13 protein-coding genes and 1 riboswitch are annotated in these 16126 nt (G+C 69.3%); of the genes, 7 read left to right on the forward strand and 6 right to left on the reverse strand.

The window, feature by feature from the left end; translation table 11 throughout:
- Position 1 precedes the first annotated feature (1 nt).
- Positions 2-2095 (reverse strand): sensor histidine kinase, encoded by a 2094-nt coding sequence (locus AC1DYG_RS02520; RefSeq protein WP_477638325.1) that lies wholly within the window; start codon positions 2093-2095, stop codon positions 2-4.
- 265 nt (positions 2096-2360) lie between these two features.
- Between AC1DYG_RS02520 and AC1DYG_RS02525 the strand changes: the two genes are divergently transcribed.
- The 5 genes from AC1DYG_RS02525 to AC1DYG_RS02545 all read left to right on the forward strand — a co-directional run bounded on the left by AC1DYG_RS02525 (position 2361) and on the right by AC1DYG_RS02545 (position 8041).
- Positions 2361-2903: a SigE family RNA polymerase sigma factor gene (locus AC1DYG_RS02525; RefSeq protein WP_477638326.1), complete on the forward strand. Its 543-nt coding sequence runs from the start codon at positions 2361-2363 to the stop codon at positions 2901-2903.
- Positions 2900-4186: a TolB-like translocation protein gene (locus tag AC1DYG_RS02530; RefSeq protein ID WP_477638327.1), complete on the forward strand. Its 1287-nt coding sequence runs from the start codon at positions 2900-2902 to the stop codon at positions 4184-4186. The genes AC1DYG_RS02525 and AC1DYG_RS02530 overlap by 4 nt, the downstream gene beginning before the upstream one ends.
- Before the next feature lie 68 nt (positions 4187-4254).
- Complete coding sequence (locus AC1DYG_RS02535) at positions 4255-4794, forward strand: 2Fe-2S iron-sulfur cluster-binding protein (RefSeq protein WP_477638328.1); 540 nt, start codon at positions 4255-4257, stop codon at positions 4792-4794.
- Positions 4791-5786 carry an FAD binding domain-containing protein gene (locus tag AC1DYG_RS02540; protein WP_477638329.1) on the forward strand — a complete coding sequence of 332 codons (996 nt, stop codon included), beginning with the start codon at positions 4791-4793 and terminating at the stop codon, positions 5784-5786. The genes AC1DYG_RS02535 and AC1DYG_RS02540 overlap by 4 nt, the downstream gene beginning before the upstream one ends.
- Positions 5783-8041 carry a xanthine dehydrogenase family protein molybdopterin-binding subunit gene (locus tag AC1DYG_RS02545; RefSeq protein WP_477638330.1) on the forward strand — a complete coding sequence of 753 codons (2259 nt, stop codon included), beginning with the start codon at positions 5783-5785 and terminating at the stop codon, positions 8039-8041. Before AC1DYG_RS02540 ends, AC1DYG_RS02545 begins: the two co-directional genes overlap by 4 nt.
- 42 nt (positions 8042-8083) lie before the next feature.
- Here AC1DYG_RS02545 and AC1DYG_RS02550 read toward each other — a convergent pair whose 3' ends face one another.
- The 5 genes from AC1DYG_RS02550 to AC1DYG_RS02570 all read right to left on the reverse strand — a co-directional run bounded on the left by AC1DYG_RS02550 (position 8084) and on the right by AC1DYG_RS02570 (position 12121).
- Positions 8084-8497 carry a nuclear transport factor 2 family protein gene (locus AC1DYG_RS02550; protein WP_477638331.1) on the reverse strand — a complete coding sequence of 138 codons (414 nt, stop codon included), beginning with the start codon at positions 8495-8497 and terminating at the stop codon, positions 8084-8086.
- Positions 8494-9315, reverse strand: a complete 822-nt coding sequence (locus AC1DYG_RS02555) for an ABC transporter permease (protein ID WP_477638332.1) — start codon at positions 9313-9315, stop codon at positions 8494-8496. Before AC1DYG_RS02555 ends, AC1DYG_RS02550 begins: the two co-directional genes overlap by 4 nt.
- Positions 9312-10214: an ABC transporter ATP-binding protein gene (locus AC1DYG_RS02560; protein ID WP_477638333.1), complete on the reverse strand. Its 903-nt coding sequence runs from the start codon at positions 10212-10214 to the stop codon at positions 9312-9314. The genes AC1DYG_RS02555 and AC1DYG_RS02560 overlap by 4 nt, the downstream gene beginning before the upstream one ends.
- Before the next feature lie 135 nt (positions 10215-10349).
- Entirely contained in the window at positions 10350-10787 is a 438-nt protein-coding gene (locus AC1DYG_RS02565; protein ID WP_477638334.1) for an SRPBCC family protein, read from the reverse strand.
- 173 nt (positions 10788-10960) lie between these two features.
- On the reverse strand, positions 10961-12121 hold the full coding sequence (locus AC1DYG_RS02570; protein ID WP_477638335.1) for a DUF4185 domain-containing protein: 1161 nt from the start codon (positions 12119-12121) through the stop codon (positions 10961-10963).
- A 67-nt stretch (positions 12122-12188) separates the two neighbouring features.
- Positions 12189-12430, forward strand: a riboswitch (cobalamin riboswitch).
- 137 nt (positions 12431-12567) lie between these two features.
- Here AC1DYG_RS02570 and AC1DYG_RS02575 point away from each other — a divergent pair.
- Complete coding sequence (locus AC1DYG_RS02575) at positions 12568-15000, forward strand: ribonucleoside-diphosphate reductase subunit alpha (RefSeq protein WP_477638336.1); 2433 nt, start codon at positions 12568-12570, stop codon at positions 14998-15000.
- Positions 14997-16076 (forward strand): ribonucleotide-diphosphate reductase subunit beta, encoded by a 1080-nt coding sequence (locus tag AC1DYG_RS02580; protein ID WP_477638337.1) that lies wholly within the window; start codon positions 14997-14999, stop codon positions 16074-16076. The genes AC1DYG_RS02575 and AC1DYG_RS02580 overlap by 4 nt, the downstream gene beginning before the upstream one ends.
- Positions 16077-16126 lie beyond the last annotated feature (50 nt).

Raw genomic sequence — 16126 nt, forward strand, 5'->3', positions numbered from 1 at the left:
GTCAGCGGGCCCTGCCGTTCGACCTGGAGACGGGGGCCAAGGGCAGCAGGACGGTGAAGGCCGACCCCTTGCCGACGCTCGACGTCACATGGATCGTGCCGTCGTGGCCGTCCACGATGGCACGCACGATGGACAGCCCGAGGCCGGTGCCCTGGACCGCCCGCTCGTTGGCGTCCGAGGAGCGGAAGAAACGGCGGAAGACCTGACCCTGGTCGCTCTCGGTGATGCCGTAGCCCGTGTCGGCCACGACCAGCCTCGCCCTGCCCGCACCGGAGCTGTCATGCGTGGTGTCGAGTCTGAGCACCACGCTGCCTCCGTCGGGGGTGAACTTGACGGCGTTGGACAGGAGGTTCGTGACGACCCGCTCGAGGGCGGCCGGGTCGCCGTGCAACGGGACCGGGCGGTCAGTGACGTCGCGGGACAGCTGGAGGTCTCGCCGTTGGGTGAGTGCACCCACGGACTCCCAGGCGTGGTCGACGACCTCCACCAGGTCACAACGCTGGCGGGCGAGGTGGAGCTGCCCTGACTCGATGCGCGAGTTGAGCAGCAGGTCCTCGATGAGGGCGAGCAGCCGTCGTCCGTTGCGGTCGATCCGCGAGATGAGGTCCAGCTGTTTCGGGGCAAGCGGCCCCACCGCGCCGTCCTCGAGCATCTCGGTGTAGCCGAGCACGCTGGCCAGCGGAGTCCGCAGCTCGTGGCTGACCGAGGAGAGGAAGTCCGTCTTGGCCCGGTCCAGGGCGGTGAGCTCCTCGACCGCGCGGCGCTCGCGCCGGAGCGCGGTCTGCACCGCGTCGGCCGACAGGCGTCGCTCGGTGACGTCTTCCGCGACACCGAGGTAGCCCGTGGCCGTTCCGGCCTGGTCGACGATCGCACTGGTGGTCAGGTCGACCACGATGCGCCGCCCACCCTGGGTGATCCAGGTCCAGTCGCGCGTCTCCGTGCGGTCGGCACCCTCGAGCAGGTGGACGAGGACGGCCGGACCAGGCGTCAGGCCGAGCTCGGCCGCACGCCTGCTCACTTCTGCCGGGTCGTGCAGATCCACCCAGTTGAGCGAACCGACGACGTCTTCCGGTCGGTAGCCGAGCAAGTTGGTCGCACCACGGTTGAACAACGTGATGGTGCCCGAGGTGTCGGTCCCGATGATGGCCGTCGCGACGGCGGAGTTGAGCACGGTCTGGGTGAACGTCGCCTCGCTGTGCAGGTCGACGAGGGCGTCCCGGCGCTGGGTCGACGCCACCGCCAGCGCGAGTCCGGTGATCGCCGCGGTGATCAGGAACGCCTGGGTCAGCGCGCCGACCGTCTCCGGATCGGCCACCCCCGAGCGCCCCGCGGCGGCGAACGGTCCGCCACCCACGCTGGTGAGGAAGACGACCATGACACCGACAGCAACCAGCTGAGCGGCGAGGCTCCGCAGGTGCAGCCTCGTCGCGCCCCAGACCAGCACGGGGAGGGGGAGGAAGGCCAGCGGGAGCCCGTCCCTGGAACCGAACACCCACAGGACAACAGCCAGGAGGGTGAGCGCCTGGACCAGGTCCTCCATACGGCGGGGCTGGGACCGGCTGGTGGAGACGGCCACCCCCAGCGGCGCCATGATGAGGACGGCAGCCGCGTGCGACGCCGCGACGGCGTACGCCGTGGGCAGGAAGGTGCCGTCAAGCGCGAACGTCACGGTGAGGCCGGCCAGGACGCCGAAGACGATGGCTCCTGTGAGCGTGGCGACCAGGAGTCGCCCAAGGTCATCGAGGGAGGCAAGGCGTGGTTGACGCCGGCCGCGGGTCATCACCCACCAGACCACCGCGGCCTCGGTGGCGTTGGCGGCGCCGAAGCACGCGGCCGCCAGCAGGGGTCGGCCGCCGTACAGGTTAGCCGCGCCGCTGAACACCACCATGCCGACGACGACGATGGCTGCGCGCCGCCAGTTCGGGCCGGTTGCGAGCAGGAAGGCCACAGCGAGTCCGGCGGCCGGCCACCACACGGCCACCGACGAGCCCGGCGGGGCGAACCGGACGGCGGTCGCGCCCAGCACGAAGACGCCGAGCAGTACCACTGTGGCGGCGACATCCCACCGGCGCAGGAACGAGGACGAGGTGATCACCCAGCCTCGCCGGGCTCGGGCGCGGCGAGGCAAGGACCCAGGATGTGCTCGTGGCGCCGGTCGTCCGGCCATGAGGGCATGGCCCATTCTTGCGCAGTCGGCGTGCTCAGGTGGGGAACCGCGCCCGGTCCCGGCTGGAAACACGTCGGCGCGCTCCACCCGGATCTCCCCGCGCGTCCGTCCTTGAGAGTGTGGACTGGCGTGACTAGCAGGGGCGACGACTGCAGAGGCGACGACTGCAGGGGCGGCGACTGCACGACCGAAGATGGTGGGGGAGGTGGACCACGTGGAGGCGCGTGAGGACTTCGAGGCGTTCGTGCGCGCTCGGTGGGTGCCTCTCCTGCGCACGGCGACGCTGCTCACCGGTGACACGCATGCTGCCGAGGACCTGGTGCAGGAGACGCTGGCCAGGGCGGCGCAGCGCTGGTCCGTCGTGTCGGCTGCCGGCTCGCCGGAGGCGTACGTCCGACGCATCCTGTACACGCGGTCGGTCGATGCCTGGCGGTGGCGTCGCCACCAACCCGACCCCGTGGAGGTCACCGACCGGCTTGCCTCGTGGCCGCCCGACGCGCTCGCCGGCGCCGATTCGCGGCTCACGCTCGCCGAGGCGCTGTCCCGGCTGACCCCGCGGCAGCGTGCCGTCCTGGTGCTGCGCTTCTACGAAGACCGCACCGAACGCGAGGCGGCCGAGGTGCTCGGCTGCTCGGTCAACACCGTGAAGTCCCAGACGCGCCACGCGCTGGAACGCCTCCGCATCCTCGCTCCCGAGCTCGCAATCACCTTTGGCAGGACGGAGGTTCGTCGATGAACACCCCACTCGGCACCGCGCTCGCGGACCTGGTTCGTGACGTCGAGTCGGCAGGAGGTCCTCCCGTCGACGAGCTCTGGACCCAGGGTGCCCGGCGCAGGGCGAGGCTGCGTGTCGCCGGCGCCGCGGCCGTGACCGTCCTGGTCGCCCTCCTGGCCTTCGTCGCCTGGCCCTCGCTGTCCACCCCTCCGGTACCGGCCTCGCCGCGGCCTGTGCAGACCAAGGCTCCGGACACGTACCCCTCGATCCTGGCCCACCCCTACTTCGCCCCGGACATCCTCACAGCCCATCGCCCGATGACCGCGGTCGTCTTCGACGGATCCACCGCCTTCGGCATCGACTCGCGGGGCGCGTCGTGGAAGGTGCCCGGCGCCGGGCCGAGCCGCATGTATGCCGCGTTGTCACCCAACGGTCGCTGGATGGTCGACGGGCACGCCGTCTACGACTTCGTGACCGGCTCGAGCCGCCCGGTGCCCCATCCCGGTGCCCCTGACGACGTCCAGGTGTGGGCGGCGTGGTCACCGGACTCGGGCCACTACGCGCGGGCCTACGACCCGTCGTCGACCATCGTCGTCGCCACCCCCGACGGTTCCCAGGTCTCGGTGCCCCCCTATACGCCCTTGGAGCAGGTCACGCTCGGCCTCCCCGTTGCCGGTGGCTGGCTGGATGACCGGACCCTCATGGTGACCTACAGCTCGCAGACCGAGCCGTCGCTCGACGTGTACACCTGGACCATCGGCGACTCCTCGTGGCGGGCCGTCGGTCGGCTGACCTACCCGTCCGACGCGACCCTCGAGCCGCAGGCGATGTCGGTGTCGCCGGACGGCCGGACGCTGGCTGTCGGCGCGTCGCTGATGAACGCCTCCTACGACTCCTCGGTGATCACCTGGGACCTGGCCGGAGTCCACGAGCCAGGGTTCGCCGCGAGTGGCACCCTCCTGCCGCTGCACTCCCGCTACTCGGTAGACGGGCTCACCTGGCGAGGCGGCGAGCTCCTCGTCACCTCGAGCGGTCGCACCGGTCCGGTTGGGGGACGGGCCGTCGTGGAGAGCACAGCCGGCTTCGCCGGGCTGACGTCCTGGCGGGTCGACGCCTTCGCCGGCTCGCCCTACGTGAACGAGGCGGCGGTCTGGCGGGCCCGGCTGGTCGTGTGGATCACGATCCCGCTGGCGTTCCTGGGGGTCTGGCTGCTGTGGCGCCTGAGCCTCTGGGCGGCTCGGCGACTCGGCATCATCGACGGGCCGCTGCCCCTTCGGTTCAACCCGACGTGGTGGCGCCGCTGAGGACTCGCCCAGCCACCGGCGGGGCCGCCCGGGCTGGGTTAGTCTCCGGACAAGGAAGGGAGACGCCAGTGCCAGTGCAGCCCCGCACCACCCCGCAGTTCCGCTTCACCCTCAACGGAGCACCGACCGAGGTCGAGGTGGACGCAGGAGTCAGTCTGCTGGATCTCCTCCGCGAACGACTCGATCTCCCGGGGACCAAGAAGGGCTGCAACCAGGGCGCCTGCGGTGTCTGCACCGTGCTCGTCGACGGCCGACGCGTGTTGAGCTGCCTCACCCTGGCGGTCCAGGTCGAGGGCCGAGAGGTCACCACCATCGAGGGCGTGGGGACGCCCGAGGACCCCCACGACCTGCAACGCGCGTTCGTCGGCGCGGACGGGTTCCAGTGCGGCTACTGCACTTCCGGGCAGATCTGTTCAGCCCTCGGCATGCTGCGCGAGCTCGACGAAGGTGTGCCGAGCGCGGTCTCCGATCACCTCGCCGCAGCACCCGAACGCTCGAACCTCGAAGTGCGGGAACGGATGAGCGGCAACCTGTGCCGCTGCGGCGCCTACAACGGCATCGCGGAGGCCATCGAGTCCTATGCCGACGCTGCAGGTGGTCACCGATGAAACCGGTGTCGTATGCCGTCCCGGCCAGCATCGACGAGGCGCTGGCGGCCATCGTGGACCTGCCGGGTGCGAAGTTTCTCGGCGGTGGCACCAACCTGGTCGACTTGATGCGTGAGGGCATCGAGACGCCGGCCGTGCTCGTCGACGTGACCCGGCTCCCCTTGGCCGAGATCACGCAGTCAGCGGACGGTGGTCTGCGGATCGGTGCCGGGGTCAGGAACACCGACCTTGCCGCCAACCTCGCTGTGCGCCAACGCTATCCGGTGCTCGCCCAGGCGATTCTCATGGGCGCCTCGGGTCAGATCCGCAACATGGCGACGGTCGGCGGCAACCTCCTGCAGCGCACGCGGTGCCTCTACTTCTACGACGACGCCGCCGCCTGCAACAAGCGCGAGCGTGGTGCCGGCTGCGATGCTGCCGGGGGGCACAACAGGATGGGAGCCGTCCTCGGGGCCAGCGAGCACTGCGTCGCGGTGCATCCCTCCGACCTCGCTGTGGCGCTCGTGCTGCTCGACGCGGAGGTCGAGGTCGCCAACCGCTCCGGTATCCGGACGATCCCGATCCAAGACCTCCACCGACTCCCCGGGGAGACGCCAGACGTGGACACCACCCTCGCGGCGGACGAGCTCATCACGGCGGTCACCCTCCCCGCCCAGGCACTGGCGGCCCGGTCCCGCTACCGCAAGGTCCGCGACCGTGCCTCGTACGCGTTCGCGCTGGTCTCCGTCGCCGCCGCCCTCGAGGTCACTGACAACACTGTCTCCCAGGTGCGGGTCGCGCTCGGGGGAGTGGCCCACAAGCCTTGGCGGGCAACGACTCTCGAAGAGCACCTGACCGGGCGGCCTGCCACGGACGAGGAGTTCGCCGCCGCGGCCAGGGCGGAGCTGTCACAGGCTGTGGGCACGCCCAGCACCGAGTTCAAGATCGAGCTCGCAGTTCGCACGATCACCGCAACCCTGAGGCGACTCCGCGACGAAGGAGGTGCGTCATGACGCTGGCGCCCGAGCGGACCACCCGGTCCACTGCGCCGACGGAGACCGACAGGCAGAGCGGTCCCGCCATCGGCAGGGCAGTCGACCGGGTGGACGGCCTCGCCAAAGCCACTGGCACCGCACGGTTCTCGGCGGAGTACCCCCTTCCTGGGATGACTCACGCCGTGCTCGTCCACGCGCCCATCGCCCGAGGCCGGATCACGTCCATGGATGTCGCCCAGGCCGAAGCCCATCCGGGAGTGGTGCTGGTCCTCACCCATCACAACGCCCCGCGCCTCACGCCGGCACCGAGCCGGATGAACCCGATGGACCTCTCGACGATGGCCGCTGGGAGCTCCATCGCCTTCCTCAACACGGACGAGGTGCACGTCGACGGGCAGCCCGTCGCCGCCGTCGTTGCGGAGACCCTCGAAGCCGCCCAGTACGCCGCCTCCCTCGTGCGCGTGGAATACCAAACCATCACTGCGACAGCCGACTTCGACGCCGAGATCCCCACCGCGACACGGGTCCGGTCGATGCCGGTCATGCCCGCGACGGGAGGCAAGCGCGGTGACGCCCACGCGGCATACAAGATCTCGCCGGTGAAGGTGGACCTGACCTTCACCACGCCGCAGCACAACCACAACGCCCTCGAACCGCACGCGACGACGGCCGTCTGGGACGGCAAGCGGCTCACCGTCTACGAGGGCTGCCAGAACATCGACTGGACCCAGAAGTTCCTGGCCAAGAGGTTCGACATGCCGGCCAGCGACGTCCACGTCGTCTCGAAGTTCGTCGGCGGGGGTTTCGGCGGCAAGTCGAAGGTGTGGGCCGCGACCTTGATCGCCTGCATGGCTGCCAAGGTCGCCGGGCGGCCGGTGCGGCTGGCCCTCACCCGTGAGGGCGTCTACCGGACGGTGGGTGGTCGGACCCCCACCCGGCAGCGCGTGGCGATCGGTGCGTCTCGAGCTGGTCAGATGGAGGCCCTCATCCACTCGGCCACATCGCGCAAGGGTCGTGTCGGGGGTGAGGCAGACCAGATCGTCGCGTGCAGCCTGGACCTCTATGACGCCTCGACGATCCTGGCCGAGCAGAAGGTCGTCGAGCTCGACCTGATGCCGAACACCGCGATGCGTGCTCCCGGCGAGGCGCAGGGCAGCTTTGCCGTGGAGTCAGCGGTGGACGAACTCGCCATCGAGCTCGGAATGGACCCGGTCGCGCTGCGCCTGCTCAACCAGCCCGGCGAGAAGAGCCCGGTCCACGGCACGCGCTACTCCCACCGCAGGCTCGCCCAGACCCTGGAACAGGGACGCGACCTGTTCGGTTGGGCCGATCGGCCGGCGCCGGGCACACGCGACGGCAAGGACCTCGTCGGTTGGGGGGTGGCGGCCGCGATCCACCCGTCCTGGGAGTTCGTCGCCAACGTGCAGCTCACCGTGGACGCCACCGGCAGCGCCACGCTCGCCAGCGCCTTCCACGAGATGGGCATGGGCACGGCCACCGTCGTGGGCCAGATGTTGGCCGACTGCCTGGGTGTGCCCCTCGATCGGGTGAACACGCTCTATGGCGACTCCGACCTGCCCATGGGGCCGGGGGCCGGTGGCTCGGGCCAGACCGCGAGCCTGGCCGGCTCGATCGAGAAGGCCTGCCACGCCATGCGCAAGCGGCTGGACACCTTGGCGTCCAAGGCAGGTATGCCGGACGGTTCCGACCCCGCCGAGGTCCTGACCCGCTCGGGGGAGCGTTCGCTCACCGTTGAGGTCGGCGCCGACACCGGACCGAGGGCCATGTGGGGCCAGGTGCGGTTCCTGTCCAAGCTCGTGATGGACAGCAGGCGATGGATGAAGGCGGCCACGGGTGCGCACTTCTGCGAGGTGCGGGTCGACGCCGACACCGGCGAGCTGCGAATCCGTCGGTGGGTCAGCGTCTTCGACGTGGGTCGGGTGGTCAACCCCAAGACGACCCACAGCCAGCTGCGCGGCGGCATCGTCATGGGTCTGGGCCTCGCGATGGGGGAGGAGACCCTGATCGACACTCGGAGCGCGCGGATCATGAACCCCAGCCTGGCCGAGTACCACGTGCCCGTGCATGCGGACGTCCCGCATCTGGAGGTGCACACCCTCGACGACCCGGACCCCCAGATGCCGCTGGGCATCCTCGGAGCGGGGGAGGTGGGCATCGTCGGGGTGGGCGCCGCTGTCGCCAACGCCGTCCGTCACGCCACGGGTCGACGCGTGACCGACCTGCCGTTGACTCTGGACCGCATCGTCGGCTGAAGGGGAGTCGCGAGGCGGTGTGGGCAGCGACCTTGCCGTCTGTCAGTCAGATGAGAGTGACGGCGGTCGGTACAGCTCTTCCACGGCCGCCTCGATGTCCTGGTCCGTGCGCTCCACGGGCTCCATGTACAGCCTGGCCCCGGCGATCAGGTCGTCACGCACGGTCACGATGATGACTCCGCGCATCGCAAAAGGGGAGCCGTCGGCGTGCTGACCCTGCCAGTCGAACTCACCCCACTCCGTGTCCCCGTCCACTGACGAGGCCAGCAGCTCGGCGCGGAAGTCGGGGACCCCCTCGAAGACGGAGGTCCAGTTGGCCAGCACCTGGGCGCTGCCGCTGAAGGCGCGGCCGGGATGGACGGGCTGGGAGCTGACGTAGTCCTCGGCGAAGTGAGAGGCCATGAGTTGGGCGTCGTGCGCGTTCTGTGCCTCGGCGAGGCGCTCCAGGATCCTCATGATGTCGAAGGTAGCCCCGTTGCTCCGGCATCGACAGGGTCGATGCCGAGGAACCACAGGCCGCCCGAGACGGCGAGGTGCTGCCACTGCGGGGCCGTGAGCGTGCCGTCGAAGAGCGGGGTCCTCGAGTAGTTGTAGTCGACCCACGGCTGCAGGTCGGCGAACCACTTCTGGTTCGCGGCCAGCAGGCCGAGCAGGGGAGGCAACACCAGCGTGTACACGAAGTAGGTGACGATCGCGCCGGCCGAGTTGCGAATCACCAGGCCCAACATGAAGCCGAACAACATGCCCAGGACGCTGCCCAGGACGATCAGCGAGAAGTGAGCGGCTGAGAGGTTCCAGACCGGATCCACGCCGGCGATGGCGCTGCCGACGAGGGTGCCGAGCACACCGACGACGAGGGCGATGAACATCGACACGACACCCACGGTGGTGGCCGCCAGGAACTTGGCGCCGAGCACCCGGCCACGGTGTGGCACGAGGGTGAAGGTGGTCAGTCCGCTGCGCTGGCTCCACTCGCTGGTCACTGCGAGGATCCCGATCATCGGCAGGATCACGGTCATCGGTGCCCCGATGGCAGCCGCGAAGTTGTCGAACGTGAGCTGGTCATCGGGAGCGAACACGATGATGGCGGCAGTGGCTAGCAGGTTCGTGATGACCAGGCTGGCCATCAGCCAGAAGCCCGAGCGGGTGTCGAACATCTTGCGCAGCTCCACCCCGATGATGCGAGTCAGCGGAATCCGCGCGGCTGCCTGATGAGTGCGGCCGACGGCCGTGGCCGACTCGGAGGTCGGGGTCCTGAGGACGGTGGTGGTCATGCTGCTGCTCCTTCGCGCTGGGTGTCTGCGGTGAGCTCGAGGAACATCTCCTCGAGCCCGGCTCCGTCTGCAGTGCGGAGCTCGGTGAGGACCACGTGGGCAGCGAGGGCGATCTCGCCGACCTGGTCGGGTGCTGCGTCGGTGTGCACGCTGCCGTCCGCGTGGGGCGTGATGGTCAGGCCGGCGTGCTTCATGGCCTGGGCAAGGGCCGCACCGTCGCGGGCACGAACCACGGTGCCCGCCGATGCGAGCAGGTCGGACTTGGGTCCCTGCGCCACGATGCGTCCGTTGCCGATGACCACGAGGTCGTCGGCGATGACCTCGATCTCGTGAAGGAGGTGGGACGAGAGCAGGACGGTCCCGCCCTGGTCGGCGAATCCGCGCAGCAGGTCGCGCATCCAGCGGATCCCAGCCGGATCCAGGCCGTTCGCCGGCTCGTCGAGGATGAGCACGCGGGGGTCCCCGAGGAGGGCAGTCCCGATCCCGAGGCGCTGGCGCATCCCCAGGGAGTAGTCACGGACTCGCCGATCGGCCTCGTCGGCGGTCAGGCTGACCAGGTCGAGCATCTCCTGGACCCGGGTGCGGGGCAGGCCCATCGTGCGCTGGGCGAGAGTGAGGATCTCGCGTCCGGTGCGTCCGGCGTGCTGGGCGGAGGCGTCCAGCAGGACGCCCACCTCGGTGCCCGGGTTGGGAAGGTCGGTGAACCGGTGCCCGTCGATGGTGGCGGTCCCGGAGGTGGCCGGGGTGAGTCCGACGATGATGCGCATCGTCGTCGACTTGCCGGCGCCGTTGGGGCCGAGGAAGCCGGTGACCCGACCGGTGGCCGCGGTGAACGAGACATCGTTGACGGCGGTCATCGCGCGTCCGTAGCTCTTCGTGAGTGATTCGACAGTGATCATGTCGAGCATCGTGGCTCGGGCAGCAGGTCCGCCACATCGGGGAGAGACCCGATCCTGACCCTGAGGTGACCCTGAAGCCACCTCGGGGTGGGGGTGGGTCCGTTAGCGTGCGGGGCGTGTCCGACCAGCAGGTGGTCAGCGGCTCTCGGCCCTGCGCAGGACGGACTGGAACTGCTTTCCGAGGGCGTGGGGCCCCGCGACGGGGATCAGGGCGGCCACGAGCCTTCCCTTGAGGGAGTTCGGTACCCGAGTGAGCGAGACGTGCAGGTCAGTGCCCTGGGCCGCCGGGACGATCTCGTAGCGCCAGCCGCTGCCCGGTCCCCACAGGTTCGACTCGAGCGTGTCGATCGTGACGGTGCCTGCGGCGGCATTCCACGAGTAGCGCTCCCGCTCCCAGCCCATGCCGGTGCCTTCAGTGACCTCGGCCCAGTCCGGACCCTGCGCGTGGACCGTGAAGTGGGCCTCGTCGACGTTCGGCCACCACCGGGACCGTTCCGGACCGAAGTCGGTGATCACGGCCAGGACCTCGCTCGGCGACAAGCTCGTGTGGACGGTGAACTTCGCGGTCGCCATGCGGGTGTCCTCTCTTTCCTTGCTGGAGTCTCGCCTGTCTGGGCACCATCATCCGCCATCGACACACACGCTCCCGGGTGGTCCCGACTTGTTGCCACCCGGTGGTCACGAACCCCCGATTTCGGGCTCTGGTGACGATCTGCGCGCAACAAGTCGCGGCGCGCGGGGTGCGGTCAGGGGCGGTCGATCTCGGCGAAGACGGGCCGTCCGAGCGTCGGGTCCTCGAGCAGCCGCCCGAAGTCGGTGGTGTTGCGTGAGATCGAGATCAGCAGCCGGCCGTCGGCCAGCGCGATCCCGGGGTGGGCGAGGGGTGCGTACTTGAGCTGTCCTGACGGGTCCTGGAAGTCCGCCCTCGTCCCGCGCTGCGCAGACCAGGGGCCGACCGGTGAGTCCGACGACCACGCGTAGACCGCGTTGCCGAGGTCGCCGTCCCGCTTGGAGACGATGACGAAGTGGCCGTCCACGGCGTCGACCGACAGGGTCTGGGAGACGCCACCCCGGGCAGCCAGGATCACCGCCGCGCTACCTTGCTCCGACACCCAGGCGGCGCCGTCCCAGAACTGCCACGTGGAGCGGTCTCTCGCTTCCGCCACCGGTGCGCGGGCGGCATACAGGGCTCGTCCGAAGGAGTCGCGAGTCGGCAACCTGGTGCCGTAGACGTAGAGCCAGTCACCGCTCACCGTCATCGCCGAGCCCCAGTTGACCTGGTCGGCCGCGGGGCTGTCTGGGGTGATGTCCAGCTGGTGGCGCAGCCGCGGAGCGCCACCAGGCGGCATCTCGAAAACCGTTGCGCTGCTGCCGAGGTACGTGAAGTCGAAGTTCCCCGCCACGCCCCGACGGATGCGTGCGGTGATCACGACGAGGAAGTCGCCGTCAGGCCTCGACACGGACGCCACCGACATGGGCCAGTGGACGACGCCGTCGGCTCGATCGGGGATCACCGGCCCTCGGGCCGACGTCTCGACCTGCGACGTGCACAGCCCGCTCGTGACCAGCATCGAGTTCGCCACGATGCGTGGCGAGATCCCCACACCCCGCACCGTGTCGCCGAAGACCCACACGATCCGCTCATCGGGGAGTCGAGCGCTGGCGCCGATGTCACCGGCCTGCCACAGGGGCAGGTCCAGGCCCGCGACGATCCGGTTGAGCTGGGCGACCGTCACCGTGGGCGGTCTGCCCGTGGACGAAGCCGTCGGGCAGGCCGGGGTGAGTCGGGGGTATGCCGGGGCGCTGGCGGGAGGGGTCGACGCATCGGTGCGTGGGGGTGCGGAGCACCCCACCAGGGCAAGGAGGACGAGCGCTGCGCCCGCGACGAAGGGGGTGGCGCGCCGCATGAACGCAATCCTAGGGACGCGACACGCGGACCCAACATGTGGTGCCGCACTTTGCACCCACCACCCGCATATGGTGTCTCTTGCTGGTCCGAAGGCCGCGCAATCGGTCTTCGGGGCAAGAGGGAACCCGGTGAGATTCCGGGACTGCCCCGCAGCGGTAAGCGGAAACGACCGCCGTCATCAAGCACTGCTCGCACACGCGGGTGGGAAGCGACGGCCAGTAGGAACCGAGTCGGCAACCGACCAGATCACGGTCGCCGGCACGACACGTCCGCGAGTCCGAAGACCTGCCAGCGACCGCGCACACCGTGCGTGGTGAGTCGTGGCCTCGAGGGTGGGTCACACGGCATGCGCAGCACCACATCGCACCGCCTTCGGGGATGCGTGGCTGCGTCGTCGTCTCCTCCTCGCGTCCGCGGCACCGATTCGCTCGCGAGGAGAGAGCAGTGACCGACACCAGCACCGAAGTCATCGACAGTGAAGTCGTCGAACCCAGTGAGGTCGTCCAGACCCCGACCGCAGCGCGGCGCACGTCCATGGCGGTGCGCAAGCGCAACGGGGACGCCGAACCCGTCGACGTGATGAAGATCGTCCGCGCCGTCGAGCGCTGGTGCGACGACCTCGCCGAGGTCGACCCCATGGCGATCGCCACGCGCACCATCAGCGGTCTCTACGACGGGGCCACGACCGCCGAGCTCGACCGGCTGTCCATCCAGACCGCGGCGGAGATGACCGCGGCGGAGCCCGAGTACTCCCGGCTCGCGGCCCGGTTGCTGTCGAACTACATCGACAAGGAGGTCCGCGGACAGCAGATCGCGTCGTTCAGCCAGGCCGTCCGTCTCGGGCACCTCGAAGGGCTGATCGGCGACGAGACGGCAGCCTTCGTCGAGGCGAATGCGCGCAAGCTCGACCACGCGGTCGACGTCGCCAACGACCGCCGGTTCGAGTACTTCGGCCTCCGGACGGTCTACGACCGCTACCTCCTGCGCCACCCGGACACCCGGATGGTCATCGAGACCCCGCAGTACTTCCTGCTCCGGGTTGCCTGCGGCCTGTCGCACACCCCGCAGGAGGCGATCGCCTTCTACCAGCTGATGGCCTCGCTGGCCTACCTGCCGAGCTCGCCCACCCTGTTCAACTCCGGCACCCGGCACACCCAGATGTCGTCGTGCTACCTCGTGGACTCGCCCCAGGACGAGCTGGAGTCGATCTACGACCGCTACACGCAGGTGGCCAAGCTGTCGAAGTTCGCTGGTGGCATTGGGATCTCGTGGTCGCGGGTGCGATCCCGCGGGGCGCTGATTCGCGGCACCAATGGTCACTCCAACGGCATCGTCCCGTGGCTGCGCACCCTCGACTCGTCCGTGTCGGCGGTCAACCAGGGTGGCCGTCGCAAGGGCGCCGCGTGCGTCTACCTCGAGCCGTGGCACCCCGACGTCGAGGAGTTCCTCGAGTTGCGCGACAACACGGGGGAGGACGCGCGTCGCGCGCACAACCTCAACCTGGCCAACTGGATCCCCGACGAGTTCATGCGTCGGGTCGAGGCCGACGAGCAGTGGAGCCTGATCGACCCGAACGAGGTGCCCGAGCTCCCCGACCTGTGGGGCCCCGCCTTCGAGGCCGCGTATGCCGCCGCGGAGCGCGATGGGCGCCACGTGCGCCAGGTCAGTGCGCGCGAGCTCTACGGCAAGATGATGCGGACCCTGGCGCAGACCGGAAATGGCTGGATGACGTTCAAGGACGCCAGCAACCGGACCTGCAACCAGACCAACGACGAGCAGGGGCCCGGTGCACCGGTCGTCCACCTGTCCAACCTCTGCACCGAGATCATCGAGGTCTCGAGCAACGACGAGACGGCCGTGTGCAATCTCGGCTCGGTCAACCTGGCGCAGCACCTGACCGCCGGTCGTGACGGCATGGACTGGCACAAGCTCCGGGCGACGGTGCGGACGGCCGTGACCTACCTCGACCGGGTCATCGACATCAACTACTACCCGTCCGCCGAGTCCGCGGCGTCCAACCCGAGGTGGCGGCCGGTGGGCCTGGGCGTGATGGGGCTGCAGGACGTGATGTTCGCGCTCCGGCTGCCGTTCGACTCGGCTGAGGCGCAGGAGCTGTCCACCCGCATCGCGGAGGAGGTCTACCTGTCAGCACTGGAGCAGTCCACGGAGCTGGCGGGAGAGCACGGTTCGCACCCGGCATACGAGCAGACGCGCGCAGCACGTGGTGACCTGCAACCCGACCTCTGGGCGGTCACGCCGACCCAGACGCAGCGCTGGGAGGCGGTGCGCAAAGCCATCAAGGAGAACGGACTTCGCAACTCGCTTCTCATTGCGATCGCCCCCACGGCGACGATCGCCTCGATCGCCGGCGCCTACGAGTGCATCGAGCCGCAGGTGTCCAACCTGTTCAAGCGCGAGACGCTCTCGGGGGAGTTCCTCCAGGTCAACACCGCCCTGGTGCGCGAGCTGAAGGCCCGTGGGCTGTGGACGCCCGAAGTCCGGGAGGCCATCAAGCGCAGTGACGGCTCGGTCCAGGGCATCACGTCGATTCCCGAGGAGGTGCGGCTGCTGTTCCGCACCGCGTGGGAGCTGCCGCAGAAGTCCCTCATCGACATCGCCGCTGCCCGCCAGCCCTACATCGACCAGAGCCAGTCCCTCAACCTGTTCCTCGCCTCGCCGACGATCGGGAAGCTCAGCTCGATGTACCTCTACGCGTGGAAGGCCGGCCTGAAGACGACGTACTACCTGCGGTCCCGTCCGGCCACCCGCATCCAGCAGGCGACCATCTCGATGGCCGCTCCCGTCCCGACCGTCACCGACGAGGAGGCCGTCGTGTGCTCCCTCGAGAACCCCGAGAGCTGCGAGGCCTGCCAGTGAGCATCGACCAGACCACCACCGACACCGAGACCACCACCGACACCGAGACCACCGTCGCGACCGACCACTCGGCACCACAGATGCTGCTCGACCCGGGCATGAACCTGACCCTGAGGCCGATGCGCTACCCGCACTTCTACGAGCGGTACCGCGACGCCATCAAGAACACCTGGACCGTCGAGGAGGTCGACCTGCACACCGACCTCAAGGACCTCCAGCGGCTCACCGAGGCCGAGCGACACCTCGTGGGCAGACTCGTGGCCTTCTTCGCCACCGGCGACACGATCGTGGCCAACAACCTCGTGCTCAACCTCTACCAGCACATCAACTCACCGGAGGGGCGGCTCTACCTCAGCCGTCAGCTGTTCGAGGAAGCCGTGCACGTGCAGTTCTACCTCACCCTGCTCGACACCTACGTCCCCGACGAGAAGGACCGGCACGAGGCCTTCGCGGCGGTCGACAACATCCCGTCGATCAAGACCAAGGCCGACTTCTGCTTCCGGTGGATCGACTCGGTGTTCGACCTCGACAAGCTGGAGACCAAGGCGCACCGAAGAGCGTTCCTGCTCAACGTGATCTGCTTCGCGGCCTGCATCGAGGGCCTGTTCTTCTACGGCGCGTTCGCCTACGTCTACTTCCTGCGATCGCGCGGTCTGCTCAACGGCCTGGCGAGTGGCACCAACTGGGTGTTCCGCGACGAGTCGATGCACATGGCCTTCGCGTTCGACGTCGTCGAGACGGTGCGACGCGAGGAGCCCGACCTCTTCGACGACGAGCTCGCCGACCAGGTGCGGGCGATGATGCGCGACGCGGTCGACGCCGAGGCGCAGTTCGCGGAAGACCTGTTGGGCGGGGGAGTGGCGGGGCTCTCGACGACCGACATGCGCACCTACCTCGAGTCGGTGGCGGACCGGCGGCTCGAACAGCTCGGGCTCGAGCCGGAGTACGGCTCGAAGAACCCGCTGGCGTTCATGGAGCTGCAGGACGTCCAGGAGCTGTCGAACTTCTTCGAGCGCCGCGTCTCGGCCTATCAGGTCGGGGTGTCCGGCTCGGTCGCCTTCAACGAGGAGTTCTAGGCACCACGCACGTATGCCGGGTGGTCACCATGGGGGGCGGCCACCCGGCA

The organism is Pedococcus sp. P1_H8, from assembly GCF_056405175.1.